The 21,635-nt window shown below is 68.9% G+C and carries 23 protein-coding genes; 12 read left to right on the forward strand and 11 right to left on the reverse strand.

Going from position 1 to position 21,635, the window contains the following annotated elements:
* Positions 1-128: 128 nt before the first annotated feature.
* From ACIBI9_RS28340 to ACIBI9_RS28355, 4 genes are all read right to left on the reverse strand, one after another.
* On the reverse strand, positions 129-1,040 hold the full coding sequence (locus tag ACIBI9_RS28340) for an oxygenase MpaB family protein (protein ID WP_397225948.1): 912 nt from the start codon (positions 1,038-1,040) through the stop codon (positions 129-131).
* Between the two features lie 13 nt (positions 1,041-1,053).
* Positions 1,054-1,944 (reverse strand): alpha/beta fold hydrolase, encoded by an 891-nt coding sequence (locus tag ACIBI9_RS28345; protein WP_397225950.1) that lies wholly within the window; start codon positions 1,942-1,944, stop codon positions 1,054-1,056.
* Between the two features lie 185 nt (positions 1,945-2,129).
* The gene (locus ACIBI9_RS28350) at positions 2,130-3,944 is read right to left on the reverse strand and encodes a DEAD/DEAH box helicase (protein ID WP_397225952.1); all 1,815 of its coding nucleotides are present in this window, start codon (positions 3,942-3,944) and stop codon (positions 2,130-2,132) included.
* A 345-nt stretch (positions 3,945-4,289) separates the two neighbouring features.
* Entirely contained in the window at positions 4,290-5,519 is a 1,230-nt protein-coding gene (locus tag ACIBI9_RS28355) for an RNA-guided endonuclease InsQ/TnpB family protein (protein ID WP_397225954.1), read from the reverse strand.
* Between the two features lie 137 nt (positions 5,520-5,656).
* Between ACIBI9_RS28355 and ACIBI9_RS28360 the strand changes: the two genes are divergently transcribed.
* Positions 5,657-6,295, forward strand: coding sequence for a ferritin-like fold-containing protein (locus tag ACIBI9_RS28360; protein WP_397225956.1), 639 nt, complete (start codon positions 5,657-5,659; stop codon positions 6,293-6,295).
* 491 nt (positions 6,296-6,786) lie between these two features.
* On the opposite strand, the gene ACIBI9_RS28365 is transcribed toward ACIBI9_RS28360, so the two are convergent.
* From ACIBI9_RS28365 to ligD (ACIBI9_RS28385), 5 genes are all read right to left on the reverse strand, one after another.
* Complete coding sequence (locus ACIBI9_RS28365) at positions 6,787-7,017, reverse strand: DUF3107 domain-containing protein (protein ID WP_397225958.1); 231 nt, start codon at positions 7,015-7,017, stop codon at positions 6,787-6,789.
* Positions 7,018-7,105: 88 nt separating this feature from the next.
* Positions 7,106-7,726, reverse strand: a complete 621-nt coding sequence (locus tag ACIBI9_RS28370) for a TetR/AcrR family transcriptional regulator (protein WP_313043020.1) — start codon at positions 7,724-7,726, stop codon at positions 7,106-7,108.
* 117 nt (positions 7,727-7,843) lie between these two features.
* Entirely contained in the window at positions 7,844-8,050 is a 207-nt protein-coding gene (locus ACIBI9_RS28375; RefSeq protein WP_397225960.1) for a hypothetical protein, read from the reverse strand.
* A 44-nt stretch (positions 8,051-8,094) separates the two neighbouring features.
* Positions 8,095-8,979: a non-homologous end-joining DNA ligase gene (ligD, locus tag ACIBI9_RS28380; protein ID WP_397225962.1), complete on the reverse strand. Its 885-nt coding sequence runs from the start codon at positions 8,977-8,979 to the stop codon at positions 8,095-8,097.
* Complete coding sequence (ligD, locus tag ACIBI9_RS28385) at positions 8,976-9,878, reverse strand: non-homologous end-joining DNA ligase (RefSeq protein WP_397225964.1); 903 nt, start codon at positions 9,876-9,878, stop codon at positions 8,976-8,978. Before ligD (ACIBI9_RS28385) ends, ligD (ACIBI9_RS28380) begins: the two co-directional genes overlap by 4 nt.
* A 59-nt stretch (positions 9,879-9,937) precedes the next feature.
* On the opposite strand from ligD (ACIBI9_RS28385), the gene ACIBI9_RS28390 reads away from it, so the two are divergent.
* From ACIBI9_RS28390 to ACIBI9_RS28400, 3 genes are all read left to right on the forward strand, one after another.
* Positions 9,938-10,804, forward strand: a complete 867-nt coding sequence (locus ACIBI9_RS28390; protein WP_397225966.1) for a Ku protein — start codon at positions 9,938-9,940, stop codon at positions 10,802-10,804.
* Positions 10,805-11,220: 416 nt separating this feature from the next.
* On the forward strand, positions 11,221-11,544 hold the full coding sequence (locus ACIBI9_RS28395) for a hypothetical protein (protein ID WP_397225969.1): 324 nt from the start codon (positions 11,221-11,223) through the stop codon (positions 11,542-11,544).
* A gap of 376 nt (positions 11,545-11,920) precedes the next feature.
* Positions 11,921-12,211: a hypothetical protein gene (locus tag ACIBI9_RS28400; protein WP_397225972.1), complete on the forward strand. Its 291-nt coding sequence runs from the start codon at positions 11,921-11,923 to the stop codon at positions 12,209-12,211.
* A gap of 464 nt (positions 12,212-12,675) precedes the next feature.
* Here ACIBI9_RS28400 and ACIBI9_RS28405 read toward each other — a convergent pair whose 3' ends face one another.
* Positions 12,676-12,996, reverse strand: a complete 321-nt coding sequence (locus tag ACIBI9_RS28405; protein WP_397225974.1) for a hypothetical protein — start codon at positions 12,994-12,996, stop codon at positions 12,676-12,678.
* Positions 12,997-13,389: 393 nt separating this feature from the next.
* Positions 13,390-13,758, reverse strand: coding sequence for a hypothetical protein (locus ACIBI9_RS28410; protein WP_397225976.1), 369 nt, complete (start codon positions 13,756-13,758; stop codon positions 13,390-13,392).
* Between the two features lie 844 nt (positions 13,759-14,602).
* Between ACIBI9_RS28410 and ACIBI9_RS28415 the strand changes: the two genes are divergently transcribed.
* The 8 genes from ACIBI9_RS28415 (at position 14,603) to ACIBI9_RS28450 (ending at position 21,523) form a co-directional block, all read left to right on the forward strand.
* Positions 14,603-15,505 carry an alpha/beta fold hydrolase gene (locus ACIBI9_RS28415; protein WP_397225978.1) on the forward strand — a complete coding sequence of 301 codons (903 nt, stop codon included), beginning with the start codon at positions 14,603-14,605 and terminating at the stop codon, positions 15,503-15,505.
* 43 nt (positions 15,506-15,548) lie between these two features.
* A complete protein-coding gene (gene moeZ / locus ACIBI9_RS28420; RefSeq protein WP_397225980.1) occupies positions 15,549-16,730 on the forward strand; it encodes an adenylyltransferase/sulfurtransferase MoeZ in 1,182 nt (393 codons plus the stop codon).
* A gap of 46 nt (positions 16,731-16,776) precedes the next feature.
* Positions 16,777-17,493, forward strand: coding sequence for a hypothetical protein (locus tag ACIBI9_RS28425; protein WP_397225982.1), 717 nt, complete (start codon positions 16,777-16,779; stop codon positions 17,491-17,493).
* A gap of 20 nt (positions 17,494-17,513) precedes the next feature.
* Positions 17,514-18,722 (forward strand): S8 family serine peptidase, encoded by a 1,209-nt coding sequence (locus tag ACIBI9_RS28430; protein WP_397225984.1) that lies wholly within the window; start codon positions 17,514-17,516, stop codon positions 18,720-18,722.
* A gap of 198 nt (positions 18,723-18,920) precedes the next feature.
* Positions 18,921-19,691 (forward strand): hypothetical protein, encoded by a 771-nt coding sequence (locus ACIBI9_RS28435; protein WP_397225986.1) that lies wholly within the window; start codon positions 18,921-18,923, stop codon positions 19,689-19,691.
* Positions 19,685-20,839, forward strand: coding sequence for a S8 family serine peptidase (locus ACIBI9_RS28440; protein WP_397225988.1), 1,155 nt, complete (start codon positions 19,685-19,687; stop codon positions 20,837-20,839). Before ACIBI9_RS28435 ends, ACIBI9_RS28440 begins: the two co-directional genes overlap by 7 nt.
* A gap of 22 nt (positions 20,840-20,861) precedes the next feature.
* A complete protein-coding gene (locus tag ACIBI9_RS28445) occupies positions 20,862-21,221 on the forward strand; it encodes a hypothetical protein (protein ID WP_397225990.1) in 360 nt (119 codons plus the stop codon).
* Entirely contained in the window at positions 21,209-21,523 is a 315-nt protein-coding gene (locus ACIBI9_RS28450) for an MGMT family protein (RefSeq protein ID WP_397225992.1), read from the forward strand. Before ACIBI9_RS28445 ends, ACIBI9_RS28450 begins: the two co-directional genes overlap by 13 nt.
* Positions 21,524-21,635 lie beyond the last annotated feature (112 nt).

Consider the following 21,635-nt stretch of genomic DNA (forward strand, 5'->3'; position numbering starts at 1 on the left):
GCCGTGGCCCCTGGCTCACATCGAGGCCGAGTTCCATGTGGGCATCGCCACCGTGACGTGGCCGGCCGCCGAGTTCTATCTGGCCGGCGTGTCGGCGGTCGTGCTGGTGGGCGGCACGCTCCTGCCGGTCAGGCGGCCAGCGCCGTCGGCCACCGGCGGGGATCGGTCAGGCCCTTGAGCCCCTTGCTCACGTCGTACCCGGCCGCGCCGAGACGCTCCCTGGCGGCCCGCAGCATCTCCCTCGTGGCCGGCATGAACGCGTGGTCGTGCACCGGCTCCGGCAGCGAGTTCATCCCCAGCCTGAACGCCCTCAGCGTGGCCGTGACCGTCGCGCGCGGCACCTCCGGCAGCGCCCCGTACATCCGCCTGGCCCAGTCGGGCAGCGTGTAGTAGCACAGCGCGCCGAACGGGAAGTAGGCGGGCTTGCCCGGAGACAGGAGCCTGAGCTCGTGCGGCAGCCTCGGCCACATCAGGAAGCGCACGGTCGAGGCCGCCTCCTCCGTGACGCGCAGGCTGGGACGCATCTGCTTGAAGTAGGCGTCCATCTCGGCGCACGAGCCGGGCACGTCCTCGGGGTGCAGACCGACGTACGCGGCGCTCTTGCGCTGCTCGTACAGGTAACGGTCGGCCTGGCGCTCGGTGAGACCCAGCCCGCCGCGCCTGGCCACCTCCAGGTACGACGACACTTCCGCGCAGTGCACCCACAGCAGCAGCTCGGGGTCGTCCACCCGGTGGGTCCGGCCGGTGTCGGGATCATGGATGCGCAGCGCCTTGTGGATGCCGCGCACCCGCCTGCCGATCTCGTCGGCCTGGTCCGGGCTGCCGAACGTCACCCGCCCCACGAAGTCCGCCGTGCGGCGCAGCCGTCCGAACGGGTCCTCCTGGAAGTTGGAGTTCTGCCAGACACCGCGCATGGCCAGCGGGTGCAGCGCCTGCAGCATGAGACCGCGTACGCCGCCCACCCACATCGACCGGTCGAGATGCACCTGCCACGTCGCGCTCTGCGGTGGCTGGACGACGAGGTCCTCGATGTTCGCCATAGTAAGTAAAGAATTACATGGCATTGGACCTGGTGTCCAAATAGTGTTTCTCGGCCGCGTTCCAGAACCTCACCAGCGCCGCCGCCGTCGTCTCCGGCGCCTCGACGGCCGGCGAGTGGACGGCGCCGGGCACGACCACGGACTCGGCCCCGAGCCTGGCCGCCATCTCCGACTGCGCCTCGGGCGGCCACCCGTCGTCGTGCTCGCCGTACAGCACCAGCGTGGGCACCTCGACCTCGCGCAGCTCGTCGGTGCGGTCGTGCATGCTCAGCACCTGCTCGGCCATGCACGCCAGAGCAGTCGGGGAGTTGGTGAGCAGGCGCTTGCGCAGGAAGGCCAGGATCTCGTCGGACACGTCGTTGGACAGCGCCTCGGGCTCCAGCCGGTGGTGCCACACGTGCTCCAGGCCGAACGCCTGGACCTCTTCCATGATCTTGCGGCCGTTGAGCGCGCGCTTGCCCTCGATGCCCGAGGGCCCGGACCCCATCAGCGTGAACGACGCGAACCTCGTGCGCCCGTCGATCACCGCCTCCCTGGCGACCAGGCCGCCGAACGAGTGGCCCACCAGGTGAACGGGGTCGCCGCCGCCGATGATCTGGGCGAGCGCGTCGACGTCGGCGCCGAGCGCGGGGCAGGTGTAGGCGGCTGGGTCGTCGGGGCCCGGTGTCTCGTACTGGCCGCGCAGATCGACGGCGATCACCCTGCGCCCGGAGTGGGCCAGGGTCATCAGCACCGCGAGAAAGTCCTCCTTGCTGCCTGTCAGGCCGGGGACCAGGAGGGCGGGCCAGCGCTCAATCACACCACTGACCGGGAGGGCCTCCAGGACCGCGAACGTGCCCTGTGGCGTTTCGATCTTCTGTGGTGCGACGCCAGGAGGCAGATCGAGGAATCGCGGCGTACTCACGTGGGGCAACAATACCCAGAGGTCAGCAGCTCGACACCGTCATGGGCATCACGCTGGGCGAACGCGCGGAGCCCGGAGGCCCCTGGAGCGCGCTCAGAGCGCCCCAGGAGGGCCCGTGGGCCTCTTACCCGGAAGGCGCGCACCCGATGCGGATGCGCGCCTCCCAGACGGTGCTCAGACGGTGCTCAGCCCATGCGGCGGCGGTTGCCGCCCCCGCCACCACGGGGCTGGCGGCGCTGCTGCTTGCGCTCCGTGGCCGCCGACGGGGCGATGTCGTCGTCGTCCGAGGCCAGGTCGGGCGACTGGAAGATCACCGTGAACGGGTTCGGCGGGACGATCCGCTCCGGCTCCGTGCGCACCGGCGGAGGCGGCGTCGCGAGGAAGCTCGGCGCCGGCTCGGCGACCGGCGGAGCGGGCGCCTCCTCGACGACGGGCACCGGTTCCGCGACGGCGGCGGCCCGGCGGGAGCGGGTGCTCTTCACCGGCGCCTCCTCGACGATGTCGGCCTCGGGGGCCGTGACGGCGGCGGTCCGGCGCGACCGGGTGGCCTTGACCGGTGCCTCAGGGGCTTCGGCGAGCGCCTGCTCGATGGCAGACGAAGCCGCCCCCCTCCGCGTACGCGTCCGCTTCGGCTCGGCGGCCGCCTGGATCTCGTCCGTTGAGAAGATCGCGGGAGTCTCCTCCGTCCTGGCATCCACGAGCTCGACCTCCGGAGTCTCGACGGCTGCGGTCTCCGCCAGCTCCTTGCCGCCACGGGTGCGGCGGCGCTGGCGCGGCGTACGGGCAGGGCGCTCTTCGCGCTCGTCGCGGCGACGGCCGCCACGAACGCGGGCCCTGCCGGTCTCCCCGAGATCCTCGAGGCGCTCCGCGGACAGCCCGGCACGCGATCGGCTCGCGTGCGGCAGGACGCCCTTGGTGCCCTCGGGGATGTTCAGCTCGGAGTAGACGTGCGGCGAGGTGGAGTAGGTCTCCTCGGGCTCGGCGAACTCGAGCCCGAGCATCTGGTTGATCATCTTCCAGCGGGTCAGCTCCTCCCACTCCACGAACGTGACCGAGATGCCCGTGCGCCCGGCCCGGCCGGTGCGGCCGATGCGGTGCACGTACGTCTTGTCGTCCGTGGGGCAGTCGTAGTTGACCACATGGGTGACGTCGTCGATGTCGATGCCGCGGGCCGCCACGTCGGTGGCCACCAGCACGTCGATCTTGCCGTTGCGGAACGCGCGCAGGGCCTGCTCACGCTGGCCCTGGCCGAGGTCGCCGTGCACGGCCGCGACGGCGAAGCCGCGCGTGTCGAGCTGTTCGGCGACCATGTCGCAGGCCCGCTTGGTCTCGCAGAAGACCATCGTGAGCCCGCGGCCCTCGGCCTGCAGCAGCCGCCCGAGGATCTCGATCTTGTCCATGCGGTGCGCGCGCCACACGAGCTGGCGGACCTGCGGCGTGGTCTCGCCCTCGCCGCTCTCGTGCTCGGCGCGTACGTGCGTCGGACGGTTGAGGTATTTCCGGGACAGCGTGACGATCTCGCCCGGCATGGTCGCCGAGAACAGCATCGTCTGCCGCTGACCGGGGATCAGGTTGAAGATCCGCTCTACGTCGGGCAGGAAGCCCAGGTCGAGCATGCGGTCGGCCTCGTCGAGCACGAGGCTGGTGACCTGGCTCAGGTCGAGGTGCTTCTGCTTGACCAGGTCGAGCAGGCGTCCGGGGGTGCCGACGATGACGTCGACCCCGGCCTTGAGCGCCTCGATCTGCGGCTCGTACGCGCGCCCGCCGTACACGGTCAGAACTCGGGACCCGAGCTTGCCGGCGGCGGTGACGAGGTCTTCGCTGACCTGCACGGCCAGCTCGCGGGTCGGCACGACGACGAGCCCGCGGGGCTTCTTGCGGTTCTTGCGCGGCTTGCCGATGCTCTGCAGCATGGCGATGCCGAACGCGTAGGTCTTGCCCGTGCCGGTGCGCGCCTGGCCGATCAGGTCCTGGCCGCTCAGAGCGAGCGGGAGAGCCATCTCTTGGATGGGGAACGGTGTGACGATGCCCTCGGTCTCGAGGGCATCGGCGATCTCTGGTGTGACTCCGAGGTCTCGGAAAGTCGTCAGCGTGGCCTGCCTCAGTTCTCAAATGAAGGCGGGCCTGCCGGGACCGACGGGCATGAAACAGCCCTCGTAACGTGGGTCCTCGCGGTAGAGCCAGCCCTCTCGCGTCATCAGCGACCGCGCACCCGGAAGTGGGGGTAGTCGGGGGAAACCCCCGAATTTACACAGTGCGGTCGCACTTTCTCAGAGCAGTGTACTCGATACCACAACGCTGGCCGAGCTTACGTATGTTCCCGAAGATTAGGCAGCGTACTTCCATCAACTACCACTGGCTGATACCGGTGGTTTGCTCTCACGGTCCCGTCTGGCTGAAGGGAGGCCGGTAGCGTGTGGCTGGTTGACAACAGCCCAGCCCGCAGCGCCGCGTGCGGCGATGTTGCGGGCCGCGATGTGATCGGCGTGCCCAGCGAGGGCGCAGCCGGTGCATACGAACCGGCCCCGCGCGGGCCGATTCGCCTTGGCGACACACCCGCACTCTGGGCAGGCCTGGGAGGTGTAGGCGGGATTGACCAAGAGGAAGGCGGTCCCGGCTCGCGCGGCCTTGTATCGGGTGAACGCGATCATCTGGGCGAACGCCCAGCCGTGCGGGGTGCGCCGCTGGAACCGATGAGCCCTTACCCGTCCGCGGATGCCCTGCAGAGCTTCAAGGGCGATCCCGCGGCCGGTGCGTTCGGCTTCGCGCACCACGTGTGTCGAGAGCCGGTGGTCGAGGTCGGCCGTCATCCGGTGCTCACGCCCGGCCAGGCGGCGCAGCACCCGCCGAGCCACACTCGTGCCCTTCCTCTGCAACCGTCGGCGTTGCCGATGCCGCCGCTCGCGCAGCGTGCGGACGTGGCCATTGCCGGCGATCGGACCGGTCAGGGCAGGGCCGGGCAGCACCGCACCATCAGACATGACTGCCAGGTTCGCCACCCCTTGATCCACCCCCAGGAAGCCGTTGATCGGCTCGCATACCAGCGGTTCAGGCAGGGTGACGGCGACCTGCAACAGCCACACGCCGCGTCGGCGGATCAGGTCGGCTTCTCCCATCGGAAGAGTTCCGATGGCTTTCAGATCCTCTGGCCGCCCGGTGTAGGGCACGATCATGCGGCCGGCGGGGGTGCACAGCGACACGGTCCGGGCGTTACGGCTCCAACTCATCATGCGCGCGTCGTTGGGGACGGCGCCGTGCGGGCGGAAGATATGGGCGCGCTTCTTGGTCGCGCGCCGGTTGGCGTGGGCTCCCGCTGCTCGGGCGACGGCCCGCACGGCCGCTTGGGCGCCAAGCCCGGCGAAGGGGGCGCGGACCGGGTGGCAGGCGAGCCGGTGCAGGTCCAGCATGGTGAAGGTGTGGCCGTGCCAAGCCAGGCGCGAGACGAAGGTAGCCGCCTGATGGCACAGCCGCATGGCTGCGGTGAGGGCCTCAGTCTGGGACGGGGTAGGCGCGAGCCGGAGCTGCACCACGGAGGGCAAGCCTTCACACTTGAAGGTGGATCGGCGGATGGCCATGGGGCACCTCCTGTCACAGCAACCTCACGCAACGGTCATGTTACTTGCTGTCACCGACGTTCTCCATAATATTTTCGAAAGGAGGGGTGGCACTTCCTTCCGGCCCTGAAGGTCGGGGCTCGGGTGCCACAATTCACATGACGGAGTCTCCAGGAGTCGTCGACCTGCTCGGGGTTCTCGCCTACGCCGAGCTCAGTGCCTACGCGCGGATGACGGAGGACGCCGCCACGCTGGCGCCCTCGCTGGCCGACCGGGCGGGGCTGAGCGAGCTGGCCGTGACCGAGTACGCCCACTTCCGCCTGCTGCGCGACCGTCTGGCCGAGCTCGGGGCCGATCCGGACGAGGCGATGTCGCCGTTCGTCGGCGCGCTCGACGCCTGGCACGCGCAGACCAGGCCGGCCGACTGGCTGCAGGCGCTGGTCAAGACGTACGTCGGGGACGGGATCGCGCTCGACTTCTACCGCGAGGCGGCCAGGCACCTCGATCCCTCGATCGCCAAGCTGGTGGACGAGGTGCTGGTGGACGGGGGGCGCTCGCAGTTCGCGGTCGAGCGGGTCAGGGCCGGGATCGAGGCGTCGCCCGCGGCCGCCGGCCGGCTGGCGCTGTGGGCCCGCCGGCTCGTCGGGGAGGCGCTGAGCCAGGGGCAGCAGGTGGCCTCGGCGCGGCCCGAGCTGGCGCTGCTGCTGGTGTCGGGGGAGGGCGCCACCGACATTTCCCGACTTTTCGCGACATTGACGGAGGCCCACAACAAACGCATGGCCACCCTGGGCCTCTGACCACCCCCGGCCCGGCTCCGAAGGCACTGGATCGGCGACGGCCGCCCGCCGCTCGCGCCGGCCTCCGCCTCCTCGCCGACGCACGGCCGGGGGCGTCCTCCTGAGGGCCGGCTCCGAAGACCTCCTGGAGGCCGCTTTCGGAGGCGCTGGATCGGCGATGGCCGCCACGCGGGCGATCACTCGCGCCGCCCCGCACACCTTCTCGCCGACGCAGGCCACGGGCGTGCTTTCGGAGGCGTCGGCTCGGCGGCGGTGTGGCGTGGTCCGGGGTGTGTGCAGCACCCGGTGGTCGGAGTGCTTCGGGCGGGGCGTCGCAGGGGCCCGTGCAGTCCGGCGTGACGGGCGTCGGCGGGTGTGCTTGGGCGGGGCGGCGCAGGGCGGGTGCGGTCGGGCGTGATGTGCGTCGCAGGTGTGGCGTCGTCGGGGGTGCCGCGGGGGGTGCAACCTGGGGAGGGGTACGGCTGGTGGGCCGTACCCCTCCATCAGGAGCTTTAGAGGGTGCCGCCGAATCCGACGGGTCGGGCCTCATCCTCGCCGATCTCGACGAATCCGAGCGAGGCCACCGGCACCATGACCCGCCTGCCCTTCACGTCGGTCAGGGCGAACACGCCACGTTCGACCGACAACGCGTTCCTGATCTCCTCTTCGACCTGCTCAGCGGAGAGGTCGGTCTCGACAACGAGTTCGCGGTGTACGGAGCGTACGCCGATCTTGACTTCCATCGTGGCTCCCTAGTCGACGGGCTGGCTCACTCCCATCGTGGCGGCTCGTAGCCGGGAAAGGCGCAAATGATCGCGCCCAGCGAACGGGTTATGCCGTACGCGGAAAACCGCTGATGCCGCGCCAGGCCAGCCGGGCCATGAGTTGTTCGGCCGCGTCCTTCGGGATGGAGCCGTGCTGGGTCACCCAGTAGCGGGCGCTCACCTCGGCCATGCCGACCAGCCCCACGCCGAGCAGGTGCGCCTCGTCGCTGGTGCACCCGGTGTCCTCCTGGATGAGCACGCTGACCATCTCCGCGCACTCCTGCAGCGAGCGTTCGACGCGCTGCCGCACCGGCGCGACGTTGCGCAGGTCGGACTCGAACACCAGCCGGAACGCCTCGCCCTGCGTGGAGACGAAGTCGAAGAACGCGCTGAACGTGGCCTGCACGCGGAGTTTGTTCTCGTGGGTGGAGGCCAGCGCCTCCCGGCAGCGGTTGACCATGTCGTCGACGTGGAGGTCGAGCAGCGCCAGATAGAGCTCGAGCTTGCCGGGGAAGTGCTGGTAGAGCACCGGCTTGCTGACCCCCGCACGATCGGCGATCTCGTCCATGGCGGCCGCGTGATAGCCGTTCTCCACGAACACTTCCTGCGCGGCGCTCAGCAGCTGCCGGCGGCGGGCGAGTCGGGGCAGCCGGGTGCCCCGGGGCTTCGCGTCCGGGGTTGCGGTCACGCGGGTCTCCATAGGTCTCTCAGCGGGCTGTGCGGACATCCTACGTGCGGGTAGGGCAGTTGTTCATTTGTTCATCGCCTCACTCCACGAGGCCGACGGGTCGTCGCGCAGCCGTACTCAGCGATATTCGTCGTCGTCGAGATCCACCACGCGGTCCTGGTCGGCCGCGTCGGCGGGATCGACGTCGAGCGGCAGCTCGCGGCGCTGCCTCCCGGCGCTCTGGCGGATCTCGAAATGCTGCTCGGCGGCGTCCGCCTCGGGCGTCTCGATCGACAGCTCTGCCTCCTCCTGGTCGTAGGAGAGCTCGTCACCGCGTATGTCCATCTCCGACATCTTCTGGTCCCCCTCTTGGTGTGGACGGCACCAGCCTACGCCCGGCCGAAAAGGTCGCCGCGTTTCTCCACTCTGGCGAGTACGTCGGCCGCGGCGAACACCAGCTCCTCGGGTCGCTCGCAGCCTTCGACCTCCGTCCACCTCAGCGGTGTCGAGACGGTCGGAAGCTCCCTGGCCCGCAGCGAGTAGGGCGCCACGGTGGTCTTGGCCGGGTTGTTCTGGCTCCAGTCGATGAACACCTTGCCCGGCCTGGCCTTCTTCGTCATCACGCTGACCACCTGCTCGGGATGCGCCTTCTCCAGGAGCCGGGCCAGCCTCTTGGCGTACGCGGAGGGCTCCTCGCGGCAGTCCCAGTCGGCGTACAGCTGCATGCCCTTGTTCCCGCTGGTCTTCGGCAGGGCGGTGAGCCCGTCGGCCGCCAGCACCTCGCGCAGCATGATGGCCACCCGGCAGCACTCGACGATGGTCGCGGGCGGGCCGGGGTCGAGGTCGAACACGAGCGTGTCGGGCGGCAGCGCCTCGCCGTCCTCGTCGACGCGCCACTGGGGTACGTGCAGCTCGAGCGCGGCCAGGTTGGCGTAGTAGACGAGCGTGGGCAGGTCCTCGATGACGGCGAAGTCGATTTCCTCGCGGTTCTTGGTGCTGCCGGGTACGGGGAGCTTGACCCGCCTGACCCAGTCCGGGGTGTGCTCGGGGGCGTTCTTCTCGAAGAAGGACTGGCCGTCGACGCCGTTCGGGAAGCGCTTGACGGTCAGGGGCCGGCCCTGGAGGTGGGGGAGGAGCACGGGGGCCACGCGGCTGTAGTAGTCGATGACCTCGGCCTTGGTGAAGCCGTACTCGGGGTAGAGGACCTTGTCCAGGTTGCTCAGCGTCAGCGCTCGCCCGTCGACCTTTACCGGCACCTTCGCCGGGCTGTTCACAGCGTCACCTCCGAGGGGAGCTTGTCGGGGCGCAGGCCGCGCCACACGGGGTGGCGCAGCCGCTGCTCGTCGGTCCACATCGTGTAGGCCACCTCCCCGACCAGATCCGGCCTAACCCACCGATTTCGCCACGGAACCGCGTTGCTGAACGGGCTGTGCGAGATCTCCAGCGGCCGCATCCGCTGGTAGAGCTCGTCGAGCACGGTGTCGGTGAACCCGGTCCCGACGTGTCCCACGTACGCGAGCCCTCGATCGGTGAACGCCCCCATCACCAGCGAGCCGACCCCGCCCGCCCGGCGCCCCTTGCCCGGCTTCCAGCCGCCGATCACGACCTCCCTGGTACGCAGGTGCTTCACCTTGATCCACCAAGGGGACCGGGTGCCCGGCCGGTAGGGCGAGTCCAGCCGCTTGGCGACCACACCCTCCAGGCCCTGCTCGGAGGTGGCCGTGAGCAGGTCGGAGTCGCCCGGGAAGTACGGGGGCGCGCCGACGTCCAGCTCGTCGAGCAGCGCTCGCCGGTCGCGGTAGGGCAGGTCGAACAGCGGCGTGCCGTCGAGATAGAGCAGGTCGAACGGCATGTACGTGATGGGGTACAGCTCCAGGATGACCGGCTCGGGATCGGTCAGGTGCATCCTGTGCTGCAACCGCTCGAAGCTGGGCCTGCCGCGCCTGTCGAGTGCGACGACCTCCCCGTCGATGATCGCGTTCTTGATCCCGAAACCTGATATTTCCGGATACCTCCGCGTGTATTCGGCCCCGTGCCGCCCCGTCACCCTCAGCCCGCCGTCAAGATGGACGACGGCGCGGATGCCGTCCCACTTGACCTCCAGCCCGTACCTCTCGCGATCGGAGGGTAGTTCCCCAGGTACGGCCAGCATCGGTTCGACGGGGTATGGCATTGGTTGCCCCATGACGGGTATGTGCCCATTGGCGAGCCAATGACAGCTGAGGAGTGACCATGCGCAGCATCTGGAAAGGTGCGATCTCCTTTGGCCTGGTCACGATACCCGTCAAGCTCTACTCCGCCACCGAGCAGAAGGACGTGACGTTCCACCAGGTCCATCGCGAGGACGGCGGCCGGATCCGCTACAAGCGCGTGTGCACGCAGGACGGCGAAGAGGTGCCGTACTCCGACATCGCCAAGGGGTACGAGCTGCCGACGGGCGAGATCGTCGTGCTCACCGACGAGGACTTCGAGGACCTGCCGCTGAGCACGTCCCGCAGGATCGACGTCCTGCAGTTCGCCCCGGCCGAACAGATCGACCCGATCTACTTCGCGAAGTCGTACTACCTGGAGCCCGACGCGCAGGGAGCGAAGCCGTACGTGCTGCTTCGCAACGCCCTGGAGAGCTCGGGCCAGGTGGCGGTGGTCAAGGTGGCGCTGCGCCAGCGCGAGTCCCTGGCCACGCTGCGGGTACGGGACGGCGTCTTCGTCCTGGAGACCATGCTCTGGCCCGACGAGATCCGCACGCCGGACTTCGGCTTCCTCGAGGAGGACATCGAGGTACGGGCTCAGGAGCTCCAGATGGCCGAGTCCCTGATCAGCACCATGGAGTCGGACTTCGACCCCGGCGAGTACCACGACACGTACCGCGAGGCGCTGCAGCAGGTGATCGAGGCGAAGGTGGCGGGCAAGGAGGTCATCCCGGCCCGGGAGGAAGAGGAAGCCGGACCGGCGGTGGACCTCATGGCGGCGCTGCGTGCGAGCGTGGAGGCCGCCAAGCGGGAGCGGGAGGGCGGGGCAGCCAAGCCCAAGAAGGCGGCCGGCAAGTCCAAGGACGAGGAGAAGGCCCCCGCCAAGCGCAAGACCCGCAAGACGGCCTGACAGCGGCAGAACCTCTCTCAGCGGTTCCGCATGCCTCCGTGAGGTGAGGCGCTTCGACGGCCTCGCCGACGCTTCTTACGACGAGCCCTGGACTTCGTCTCTCGGCATCCAGTCCCTTGAATCCCACCGCGAGGTGGGATTTTTTGTGCTGCCCTCCTGACCGATTCCGCGCGCGGTTGTCGCGATCACCGAATAGGACATATCCGGATAAGTCGTGGTATTTCGTTCTATAAGTCTGTAATGCAAGCAATAAGATTGTTAATGCATAGCAAAACCGGCTAGGTGCCGTTTGTTGGGCTGCTGTCTGGAAATGACACTCCGTGGATGACTTCTTCGGCAGACGTCCAGGACCTCTTTCCGGGATAACCGGAAATGGTCTTAGAACGGGGCAATCGATCCTTTAGGGGGAAAACGCAATGCCCAAGCTCAAGAGTGTTTTCGCGGGTCTCGCCGTCAGCACGGCCCTGACCGGTGGCGTGGTAGCCGCGGGCGCGGCCACGACTTCGGCCAGTGCCGGCGCCGCCACTCAGGTCAAGTCCGCCGCCTCCGTCCTCGCCAATGGCTGCGGCAGCTGGGGCTGGCGCCGCTGCGGCTGGGGCGGCTGGGGCTGGCGTCGACACCACCAGAAGACCCGCGTCCGCGTCAACGTCCACAACCGGAACATCAACATCAACCGCCACGAGCGGGAGCACCACCACGATCACCACGACAACCACCACAACAACGACACCTGGTCTTAACCGTGTGCTGACGGCGTGGAGATGACCGCGCTTTCGCGGTAGGGGGCTTTCTCCACGCCTCCACGGCAGGTTTCCGACGAGGGCTCTCCAGACCTTAGGGCTGGGGAGCCCTTGTTGTGTCCGGCTCTATATGAGGTGCGGCGTTTGCGCCGAATCATGAGGATGTCTGTGGTGGGCCAAATGACGGCAATTCCAGTTTGCTGGCTGTTTCAACCGGAAATATGCATGATGCGGATGATTCGTTAAGGATCATCCGGGGCGTTTCCCAGTCGATCGGGTTTTCGCTGATTGGTCGGGAACGTGAGGAACGGGGCAATCGAACCTGTAGGGGGAAAACGCAATGCCCAAGCTCAAAAGTGTTATCGCGGGCCTCGCCATGAGTACGGCCGTCTCCGGCGGCGTGGTCGGCGTGGGCGCGGCCACGTCCGCGGCCGAGGCGGCGATCCAGGTCGGCTCCGCTACCTCCGTCCTGGCCCACGGCTGTGGCAATTGGGGCGGTCGCGGCTGCGGCTGGGGCGGCTGGGGCGGCGGCCGCTGGTGGCGCCACCACCGCATGCCCCGCATCAAGATCATCATCATCAACCGGAACCGCAACCGCAACGAGCAGCTTCGCGAGCTCCGCGAGATGGAACACCACGACGACAACAACCAGACCACGTGGCAGTAGAGAGCTCATCGCACAGGTGAACCCGGGGCGCGGGACGCGCCGCACCAGGAGTCCCCTGAACGATGAAGGCCACGCCGATCGAGTGCCCGTATTCACCGGGACCGACGTCCACCCCGACGGTGACGACGTCCGCCCACCGAATACGGGCACTCGACATGTCTTCCACCGCCGGCGCCCGAAGACGGACGCGGCCAAAGAGATCTTCCAGGGCCGGGACCGCCCTCTTCTCGGGGAACGGGACGGTGACGCGGGAGACGTGGGTGCTCGGGCCCGCTCGAGACGGAGCGATGACCGTCGAGAACAGAAGTGAGTGCCCGTATTCGCTGGGTGGCGCCGGTCGGGGGTGGCGCCGGTCCCGATGAATACGGACACTCGTTCGGCGTGGCCGGAGTTTCGTCGCTCGGGGACTCCGGCCGATGCGGCGGCCTCAGGGGCGCGCCAATGCTCAGCTCAAGGTCTGAGTCTTACCACTCGCCACGGTGGCCACCGTTGATGTTGTGGTTCTGGTTGACGATGACGATCCGGACCCGCGGCGACCTGTTGTGGCGGTGCCAGCCGCGGCCTCCGGCCCAGGGGCCCCAGCCGCGACCGCCCCAGCCCCAGCGGCCGCCCCAGCCGCACCGGCGCCAGCCACCGCCGTTGCAGCGGCCGGCGAGGACGGGGGCGGCGGACTGGACCTCGACGGCCGCACCGGCCGGCGACGTGGCCGCGCCCGCGGCTACCACGCCACCGGTCAGCGCCGAGCTGACCGCGAGTCCTGCGATGAAACTCTTGAGCTTGGGCATTGTTTTCCCCCTAAAGGTTCGATTGCCCTGTTTCACGCCCCCGGACCGGCGGATACAGATCCGGCCGGAACGGGAAACGCTACGGGCGATTCTTAGAGAATCTCCCGCACGATGCATATTTCCGGACGAATCACCAGCAAACCGGAACTACCTTGATTTGGCTGACCACAGACTCCCTCATGGTCGAAACAAAAGATTCCACCCCATATAACCCCCGTACGCCCGCCGTACAGGAATGACTCCGTCGGCACCCGTCCCGCCGTGCAACGCAGTGAGGGCTCCCCCGGCCATAAGGCCGGGAGAGCCCTCACTAAACCCCCCGCGGAAGACGAGAAGATAGGACCTACCCGAAGGTGCGGACGCTCATCCTCCCGCCATTAACACACGGTTTTGTCACCAGGTACGCTGCCGGCGCTCGGGCCTGTTGTCGTTGAAGTTGTCGTTGCGGATGACGACGCAGACCTCGCCGCCGCGACGGTGACGACCCCAGCCCCAGCCGCCCCAGCCGCCGCCGTGGTGGCGGCGGTGGCAGCGCTGGTGGCGACGGCGGTCGCGACGGTCGATGACGATGCCGTTGGTGAGGCCGTCATCGATGCCGAGGCCGTCGTCGAAGTCGTCGTCGATGCCGGTGAGGATGGATGAGGTGTTGAGCTTGATGGCGTCGGCGCTGACCGCAGTGGTGGCCGCGCCCGCGCTGACCATGCCGCCGGTCAGCGCCGTGCTGACGGCGAGGCCTGCGATAACACTCTTGAGCTTGGGCATTGCGTTTTCCCCCTAAAGGATCGATTGCCCCGTTCTCGACGTTTCCGGGTACCTGAAAACAGGTCTTGGACGGCTGCTGAAGAGTCATCCATTGAATGTCATTTCCGGGGCGACGGGCGGGCAAACTGGAGAGACCCTATTTTGCTATGCATTAAGAATCTTATTGCTCGCATTAAAGATCTATCCAATGAAATGGCATGATATGTCCGATTGTGGTGCAATTGATAGGGTGGCCACGCATGGCAATGCTCGCGCCCCGGCCTGGCCCGTCGTCGTCGGCCGTGCCGGTTCTGCGAGTGGTGATTACTTGCCTGCGGTGCCGCCCTCGGACCGATGAAAGTCCGCGAACATGTCCATGGCCATTACGCCGGACGCTTCGCCGACGCCCGGCGTCATTGTTCGGAGGGCGCCATTGGGCGTCCTCCGAACAATGTCTCCCGCTTTTTGCGGCACCCGGCGGTGGTGCGTTCGAGGTTGCTGAGTCCCGCCATTAACGGTGTGTACCTCAAGCGTCACGCTAAGTGCTGCTGGTTGTCATGCTTTCCGACCTTGGTGCGCCATAAACGATGAACGGTGGCTTTTGCCACACTCTTGGCATGCCATGAGATCGATTAGACATCTAAGCGGCGATATAGGGCGATATGTCCGAACCGGGCGATGTTCGCCGGCGATCCGGGTCCGGGTGCCGCGCAGAGCGCCGAGGTGCAGCGGTGGGACGTATGAGGTCTGTGTGGTCGTATGTACCTGATGTCGGAAAAGAGCGGTTCTGTATGGAATCCAGACCCCATCCAGACGCGCTGGTTATCGTTGAGGGAACGAGAAGGAACGGCAGGGAGGACGCATTATGGCGGAGCCGGTCCCGCACTGGCCGGGCCGCATGGTCGGCTCGGTGTACGTCCGATCGACGGGTGACCACCAGGGACAACGCGAGCAGGCCGTCTTCGTGCACGGCCTGGCCGGGTCGGCCACCAACTGGACCGACCTCATGGACGAGCTCAAGGACACCGTCACCGGCCATGCCCTCGACCTCCCCGGCGCGGGCTTCTCGCCCGTCCCGGCCGACGGCGACTACACCGTCGCCGGCCACGCCAGGGCCGTGACCGAGCTGATGGAGCACACGGGCCCGGCCCACCTGTTCGGCAACTCGCTCGGGGGCGCGGTCGCCGTCCGGGTGGCCGCCACCCGCCCCGACCTGGTCCGCTCGCTCACCCTGGTCTCCCCGGCCCTGCCCGACCTGCTCCCCAGGTACGGTCCGGTCCGGGTGGCCGCCGCCGCGGTGCCCGTACTGGGCGAATGGGTGGCGAGCAGGCTCCGCCTGGTGCCGGCCGAGCACCGCATCAACGCCTCCATGTCCATGGTCTGGGCCAACACCAACGGCGTCCATCCCGTACGCCTGCGCGACGCGATCGACGAGCTCCGCAGGCGCGACGACCTTCCCTACTCCGGCGAGGCCATGATCGAGTCGGCCAGGGGCATCGTTGTCGAATACTTCCGCCGCGGCGAGGACAATCTGTGGCGCCAGGCGGCCAAGGTCGAGGCCCCGACCCTGATCGTGCACGGCAGGCACGACCGCTTGGTCCGGCCTGCCATGGCCGCGAAGGCATACCGTACGTTCCCCCAGGTCCGGCTTGTCTTGCTGCCGACGGCGGGTCACGTGGCGATGATGGAGATGCCGCAGGTAGTGGCGGCGGAAGCACGCCGTCTGATCCGTGAGACTCGATTGGGGAATGCCCCACTCGCCAGCTAGGTTTCAAGGTGAGATAGGACCCCCTGGAACGGGAGCGTAGAAAGTGTCGTTGCCACCGCTGGTCGAGCCGGCCGCAGAGCTGACCGTCGACGAAGTGCGCCGCTACTCGCGCCACCTGATCATCCCCGATGTGGGCATGGCGGGGCAGAAGCGGCTGAAGAACGCCAAGGTGCTGTGTGTGGGCGCCGGGGGCCTGGGCTCGCCCGCGCTGATGTACCTCGCGGCGGCGGGCGTCGGCACCCTCGGCATCATCGACTTCGATGTCGTCGATGAGTCCAACCTGCAGCGCCAGATCATCCACGGCCAGTCCGACGTGGGCAGGCTGAAGGCCGAGAGCGCCGCGGCGTCCGTCCGCGAGATCAACCCCCTGGTCGACGTCGTCATCCACAACACGGCGCTGACCACAGAGAACGTCATGGAGATCTTCTCCGGCTACGACCTCATCGTCGACGGCACCGACAACTTCGCCACGCGCTACATGGTGAACGACGCCGCTGTGCTGCTCGGCAAGCCGTACGTCTGGGGCTCGATCTACCGGTTCGACGGCCAGGCCAGCGTGTTCTGGGCCGAGCACGGGCCCTGCTACCGCTGCCTCTACCCGGAGCCCCCGCCTCCCGGCATGGTGCCGTCGTGCGCCGAGGGCGGCGTGCTCGGCGTGCTGTGCGCGTCGATCGGCTCCATCCAGGTCAACGAGGCCATCAAGCTGCTGACGGGCATCGGCGACCCGCTGGTCGGGCGGCTGATGATCTACGACGCCCTGGAGATGAAGTACCGCGACGTCAAGGTCCGCAAGGACCCCGAGTGCGTCCTGTGCGGCAAGAACCCGACGGTCACGCAGCTCCTCGACGACTACGAGGCCTTCTGCGGCGCGATCTCGGACGAGGCCGCCGAGGCCGCCAGCGGTTCCACGATCACCGCGCTGGAGCTCAAGGGCATGCAGGACCGCGGCGAGAGCATCTTCCTCGTCGACGTCCGCGAGCCGAACGAGTACGAGATCGTCTCGATCCCCGGCGCCACGCTGATCCCCAAGGGTGAGTTCCTCAACGGCTCGGCCCTGGAGAAGCTGCCGCAGGACAAGCGCATCGTGCTCCACTGCAAGTCCGGGGCGCGCTCGGCCGAGGCGCTGGCGATCGTCAAGAACGCCGGGTTCTCCGACGCCGTCCACGTCGGTGGCGGCGTTCTGAGCTGGGTCAAGACCGTCGACCCGAGCCTGCCCTCCTACTGATGGTTTCTGGGGGTGTTCCCCGGAAACCCTCGTTAAGGTCGATGGCGTGAACTCTGCCCGTCCGTGGCCGACGCTCGTGGTGGCCTCCGCGCTGACCCTGGTCTGCGCGGTGGCCGCCGGAGTGTCGGGCAGCGCGGCGGGCACGGAGCTCACCCGGGGCCCCAGCGCGGCCGAGCTCCAGACGGCGGCCAGACGCGAGGTCGCCGAGCGCTGGCGCACCTGGCCCAGCGGACGTATCTTCCCCGCCACATTGCCGTACTCCGCCGAGCAGGGCGGCCGGGAACGTGCCAGCCGGATCGGCATCTCGCCCACGACCGCCTGCGACCCGGTCGACCCCAAGGCGGTCAAGGCCCTGCGCAAGGCGGGCTGCAAGGGCCTGCTGCGGGCCACCTACATCGACGCCCTGCGCGGCGTGCTCGTCACGATCGGCGTGGTCGCGCTGCGCGACGAGCCGGACGCCGTACGCGCGAAAGCCGCCTTCTCCGACAGCGGCAAACCCGTGCCGGGCCTGTATCCGCTGGCCTTCCGCGGCACGGTCGCCGACCGGTTCACCCCCGACGTGCGCCAGGCCGGTTCGGTACGGCAGGCGGGGCCGTACCTGGTGCTGACCACGGCGGGCCAGGTGGACGGCCGGCCCGCGGACGCGGCGGACGAGCAGCGGCCCGCCATCTTCGCCTTCGCGACCGAGATCTCCGAGCGGGTGCTGACCGACCTGAGCACGCCGCGGATGCCCGACTGCGCGGCCGAGGAGTGGCGGTGCTGAGCCGGGGCAGTACGGGGGTCATGCTCAGGCGGGGAACGGCGGCCGTGGCGGTCGGGATGCTGCTGTGCGCGACCGCGCCGGCATGGGCGGACGACGTACGCGGCGGGCAACGGCCGGTCATCAAGACGCTGGAGCTGACCCAGGCGTGGCGCACCAGCAAGGGCGACGGGGTGACGGTGGCGGTGCTCGACTCCGGCGTCGATCCGCACCATCGCGACCTGGTCGGCTCGGTGCGGGTGGGCAAGGACTTCACCGACGGCGCGAACCCGCCGGGGATCGTCCCGAGCCGCCTGCACGGCACGTACATGGCCTCTCTGATCGCCGGGCACGGCCACGGCAATGGGGGAAATCTGGGGATCATCGGCGTCGCGCCCGAAGCGGACGTACTGTCAGTAAGGGTCATCCTTGAGGACGAGGAGCCGGGTTTCCGGGAGTTCAACTCGGCGGAGCGCTTCGAGGACGTGGTGGCCCAAGGCATTCGCTACGCGGTGGACGAGGGTGCGGACGTGATCAACATGTCGATCTCCAAGGAGCTGGCGACCAGGGAGGAGCGGGCGGCCATCCGCTACGCCATCTCCAAGGGCGTCGTGCTCGTGGCCGCCGCGGGCAACGACGGCGACCGGAAGATCGACAGCGACTTCGCCCCCTACTCCTATCCGGCCGCGTTCCCCGGGGTGGTCTCGGTGGGCGCGACGGACGGGCTGCTGCGGCGGGCCACGTTCTCCAACTGGAACTCCTCCGTGCTGGTGGCCGCGCCGGGCGTGGACATCATGGGCGCGGGCCCGGGCGACGAGTACTGGGTCGGCAGGGGCACCTCGCAGGCGACCGCGCTGGTCTCCGGCATCGCCGCCCTCATCAAGGCCAAATATCCGGGCATGTCGCCGCCGCTGGTGGCTCGCGCCCTGACTGCCAGCGCCACCGACAGGCCCCCGGGCGGTTACGACACCGGCACCGGCTTCGGCGTCGTGAACGCGGCCAAAGCCCTGTCCGAGGCCCGCAAGCTGGCCGGCTACACCGAGACCGCCGCGGGCGACCAGGCCCAGGACCCGGCCGAGCCGCTGGCCGGCGGGCGGACGGCCCCCATCGAGGTCATCGTCAGGGACGAGAAGCGCGTCACGGTCTACGCGGCCATCGCCGCCGCGGCCGCCGTCGGCGCGTTCGCTTCCTTGGGCGTCATATTCATCCTGGTCAGGCGCGTACGTCGGGCGTACAGCTCACAAGACGCATGATCCGCCTACTAAGGGGGACGAAATAGACACGCGAGGGAGCGTCGAGACGGCGAGGATGAGGCGGTGGTGAGGGCTCGTAGGTCGACTTCAGGGCTACCGCGCGCCGAGGGCGGGGCCACGCCGGAACGGAGGAATCCGCTCGGCGCCACCACTGGCCGGCGGTCACGTGTGCGTACGTGGCCGGGGGCGGGTTCCCGCGTGCGTACGGCCGCCAAGGACCGCGCCGAGCGGGAGGCGCTGCAGCAGGGCGTCCGGTACCGGCGCATCTTCGTGATGCTGCTGAGCGTCATCGTGGTCGTGTCGTCCGTGGTCGTGCTGCTCGGCACGGTCGGGCTGTTCGCCGAGACCCGCTCGCGCCCGCTGACCCCCTCCGAGCAGAACCAGTACAAGCAGGAGGAGATCGCCAGGCGCTGGCAGGCGTGGCCGGCGACGGGCGTCTTCCCCGAAGAGGTGAAGTACTTGGGGCTCGACCGGGCCCAGCAGTACGCCCGGCGCGTCGGCATCGCCCCCGAGACCGAGTGCGGCAAGGGCGTCGACGCCTCCGTGGCCGGGGTCCTGGAGAACCACGGTTGCGTCACGATGCTGCGGGCCACGTACGTCGACCAGACGGCCTCGTTCGTGATCACGGTCGGGGTGGCCGTGCTGAAGGACGAGGCGTCCAGGGTCTCGGCGAGCGAGGAGCTCACCCAGGACGACCGCGTGGGCGTGCTGCCCGTCGCCTTCCCCGGCACGGTGACCGAACGCTTCGGCCCCGACCAGCGCCAGCGCACCGGCTGGGTGGGCGCCGGGCCGTACATCGTGTTCTCCACGGCCGGCTATGCCGACGGCCGGACCAGGGCCGCGATCGCGCCGGAGGAGATCCTGCACTCCGAGCTGTGGCCGGCCGCCAAGTCCGTCGGCAACCAGATCGCCTACTTTCTCGCGGACCCGCCCAAGGTGCCGCCCTGCACCCAGGGGAACGTGTGCTAGCGACCGTACGCGCGCTCACCGCGGCGCTCCTCGTACTGGCGGGACCCACCGCCGACCCCGTGCGGGAGCAGCAGCAGTGGGTGCTCGACGCCCTCAACGTCGAACAGGCCTGGACCGTCACCAAGGGCCAGGGCGTCACCGTGGCCGTCGTGGACAGCGGCGTGGACGACAAGGTCAAGGAGCTGAAAGGCCGGGTCACGGCGGGCCCCGACATGGCCGCGGGCGCGGTGGTCACGGAGTCGGCGCCGGGCAGGCACGGCACCGCCATGGCCGGGCTGATCGCGGCGTCGGGTGCGGACGACGGGCTGATCGGCGTCGCCCCCGAGGCCCGCATCCTGTCGCTGCCCATGGTCACCGACGACAACCCCGGGCTGAGCGTCCCGCCGCTGGAGGACGAGGAGCAGGCCTCGGAGAGCCCCCTCGCGCGGGCCCTGCGGTACGCGGCCAACCACGGCGCCCAGGTCATCAGCATGTCCATCGGCTCCTACGGCCCGGTCAGGTCCGAGCGCGAGGCCGTCTCGTACGCGCTCAGCAAGGGCGTCGTCCTGGTCGCCGCCGTGGGCAACGACGGCCTGACCAACTACGCCAAGGAGAACGGCACCTCCTACTGGAGCTTCCCGGCCGGCTACCCGGGGGTCATCGGCGTGGCGGCCACCGACAAGCAGGGCAAACGGGCCGGGTTCAGCAGCGACAACCTCTCCGTACTGGTCGCCGCGCCCGGCGTGGGCGTACCCGTGGTCAAGCGCAAGAGCGGCTACGAGCTGTCCGAGGGCACCAGCTCGGCCGCCGCGCTCGTGGCGGGCGTGGCCGCGCTCATCAAGTCGCGCTATCCGGACCTGCCGCCCGAGCAGGTCGCCCAGGCGCTGGCCTCCAGCGCGCGGGGCCGGCCCGCCCCGGGATACGACGACCGGACCGGGTTCGGGGTGGTCGACGCGGCCGCCGCGCTCAACGCCGCCGAGCGGCTGACTGGGGAGCAGCGCAGCGTCCTGTCAGGTCAGGAGCACTTCGGGCAGGGCGAGGACTCGCCCGTGCCGACCAGGCCGGGGCCCGATCCGCTGCGGCTGTGGCTGTACGGGGGAGGAGTGCTGGTCGCGCTGGTCATGTTCTGCGGCGCGATCATCGTGCTCAATCAGCGCAAGGAACAGTAAAGATCCGCTATGGTCCCGCGTCATGGGATACGAGCTGCGGGTGGTGCGCGAGTCGCCACTCGCCTTCGCGGAGCTCGCGAAGGCCATCGCACCGGCCGGTTTCGGGCTGCGCGGAGATGACGAGATCGTGGCCGCGCACAGAGGCGGCACGTACGCGGTGGCGCGCTGGCGGGGTCAGCTGGTCGGCGAACCGGGCTCCGACTGGCAGGTCGCGCAACTCGTCCGGCTCTCGGCCGCGCTCGGCGCCCGGCTCGTGGGCGAGGACGGCGAGGTCTACGCGGTGCGCGACGGCGTCATCGAGGTCATGACGGGCGGCAGCGCGATGGAGATCGGCAAGTTCGAAGAGATCATCGAAGCGGGCCCGGCGGCATGGACCCCCTGAACCCCTTCGCCGAGCGGGTGCTCGACCTCGTCGAGCGCATCCCGCCCGGCAAGGTCATGGCCTACGGCGACATCGCCGAATACCTGGGCGAGGGCGGCCCCCGCCAGGTCGGCAAGGTGATGTCGACGTTGGGCGGCGGCGTTCCGTGGTGGCGCGTCGTCCATGCCGACGGCTCCGGCGCGGCCCCTGACCACGTGCAACGCTGCCTGGCCCACTGGCGCGAGGAAGGCACTCCGTTGCGGGGCGAACGGGTGGACATGCGCGAGGCTCGCTGGGACGGGCGTTCAGCGGATTTTCAGTAAGGGGCATGACCAGCCGTTTCACCGAACCGGCGAATTCGTGACATGTGACTCGCATTACCATGGGCAGAACACTGAATGGCGGCCCGAAAGGCGGTGCCACCCCAATGGCAAC

It is taken from the genome of Nonomuraea sp. NPDC050451 (assembly GCF_044458585.1).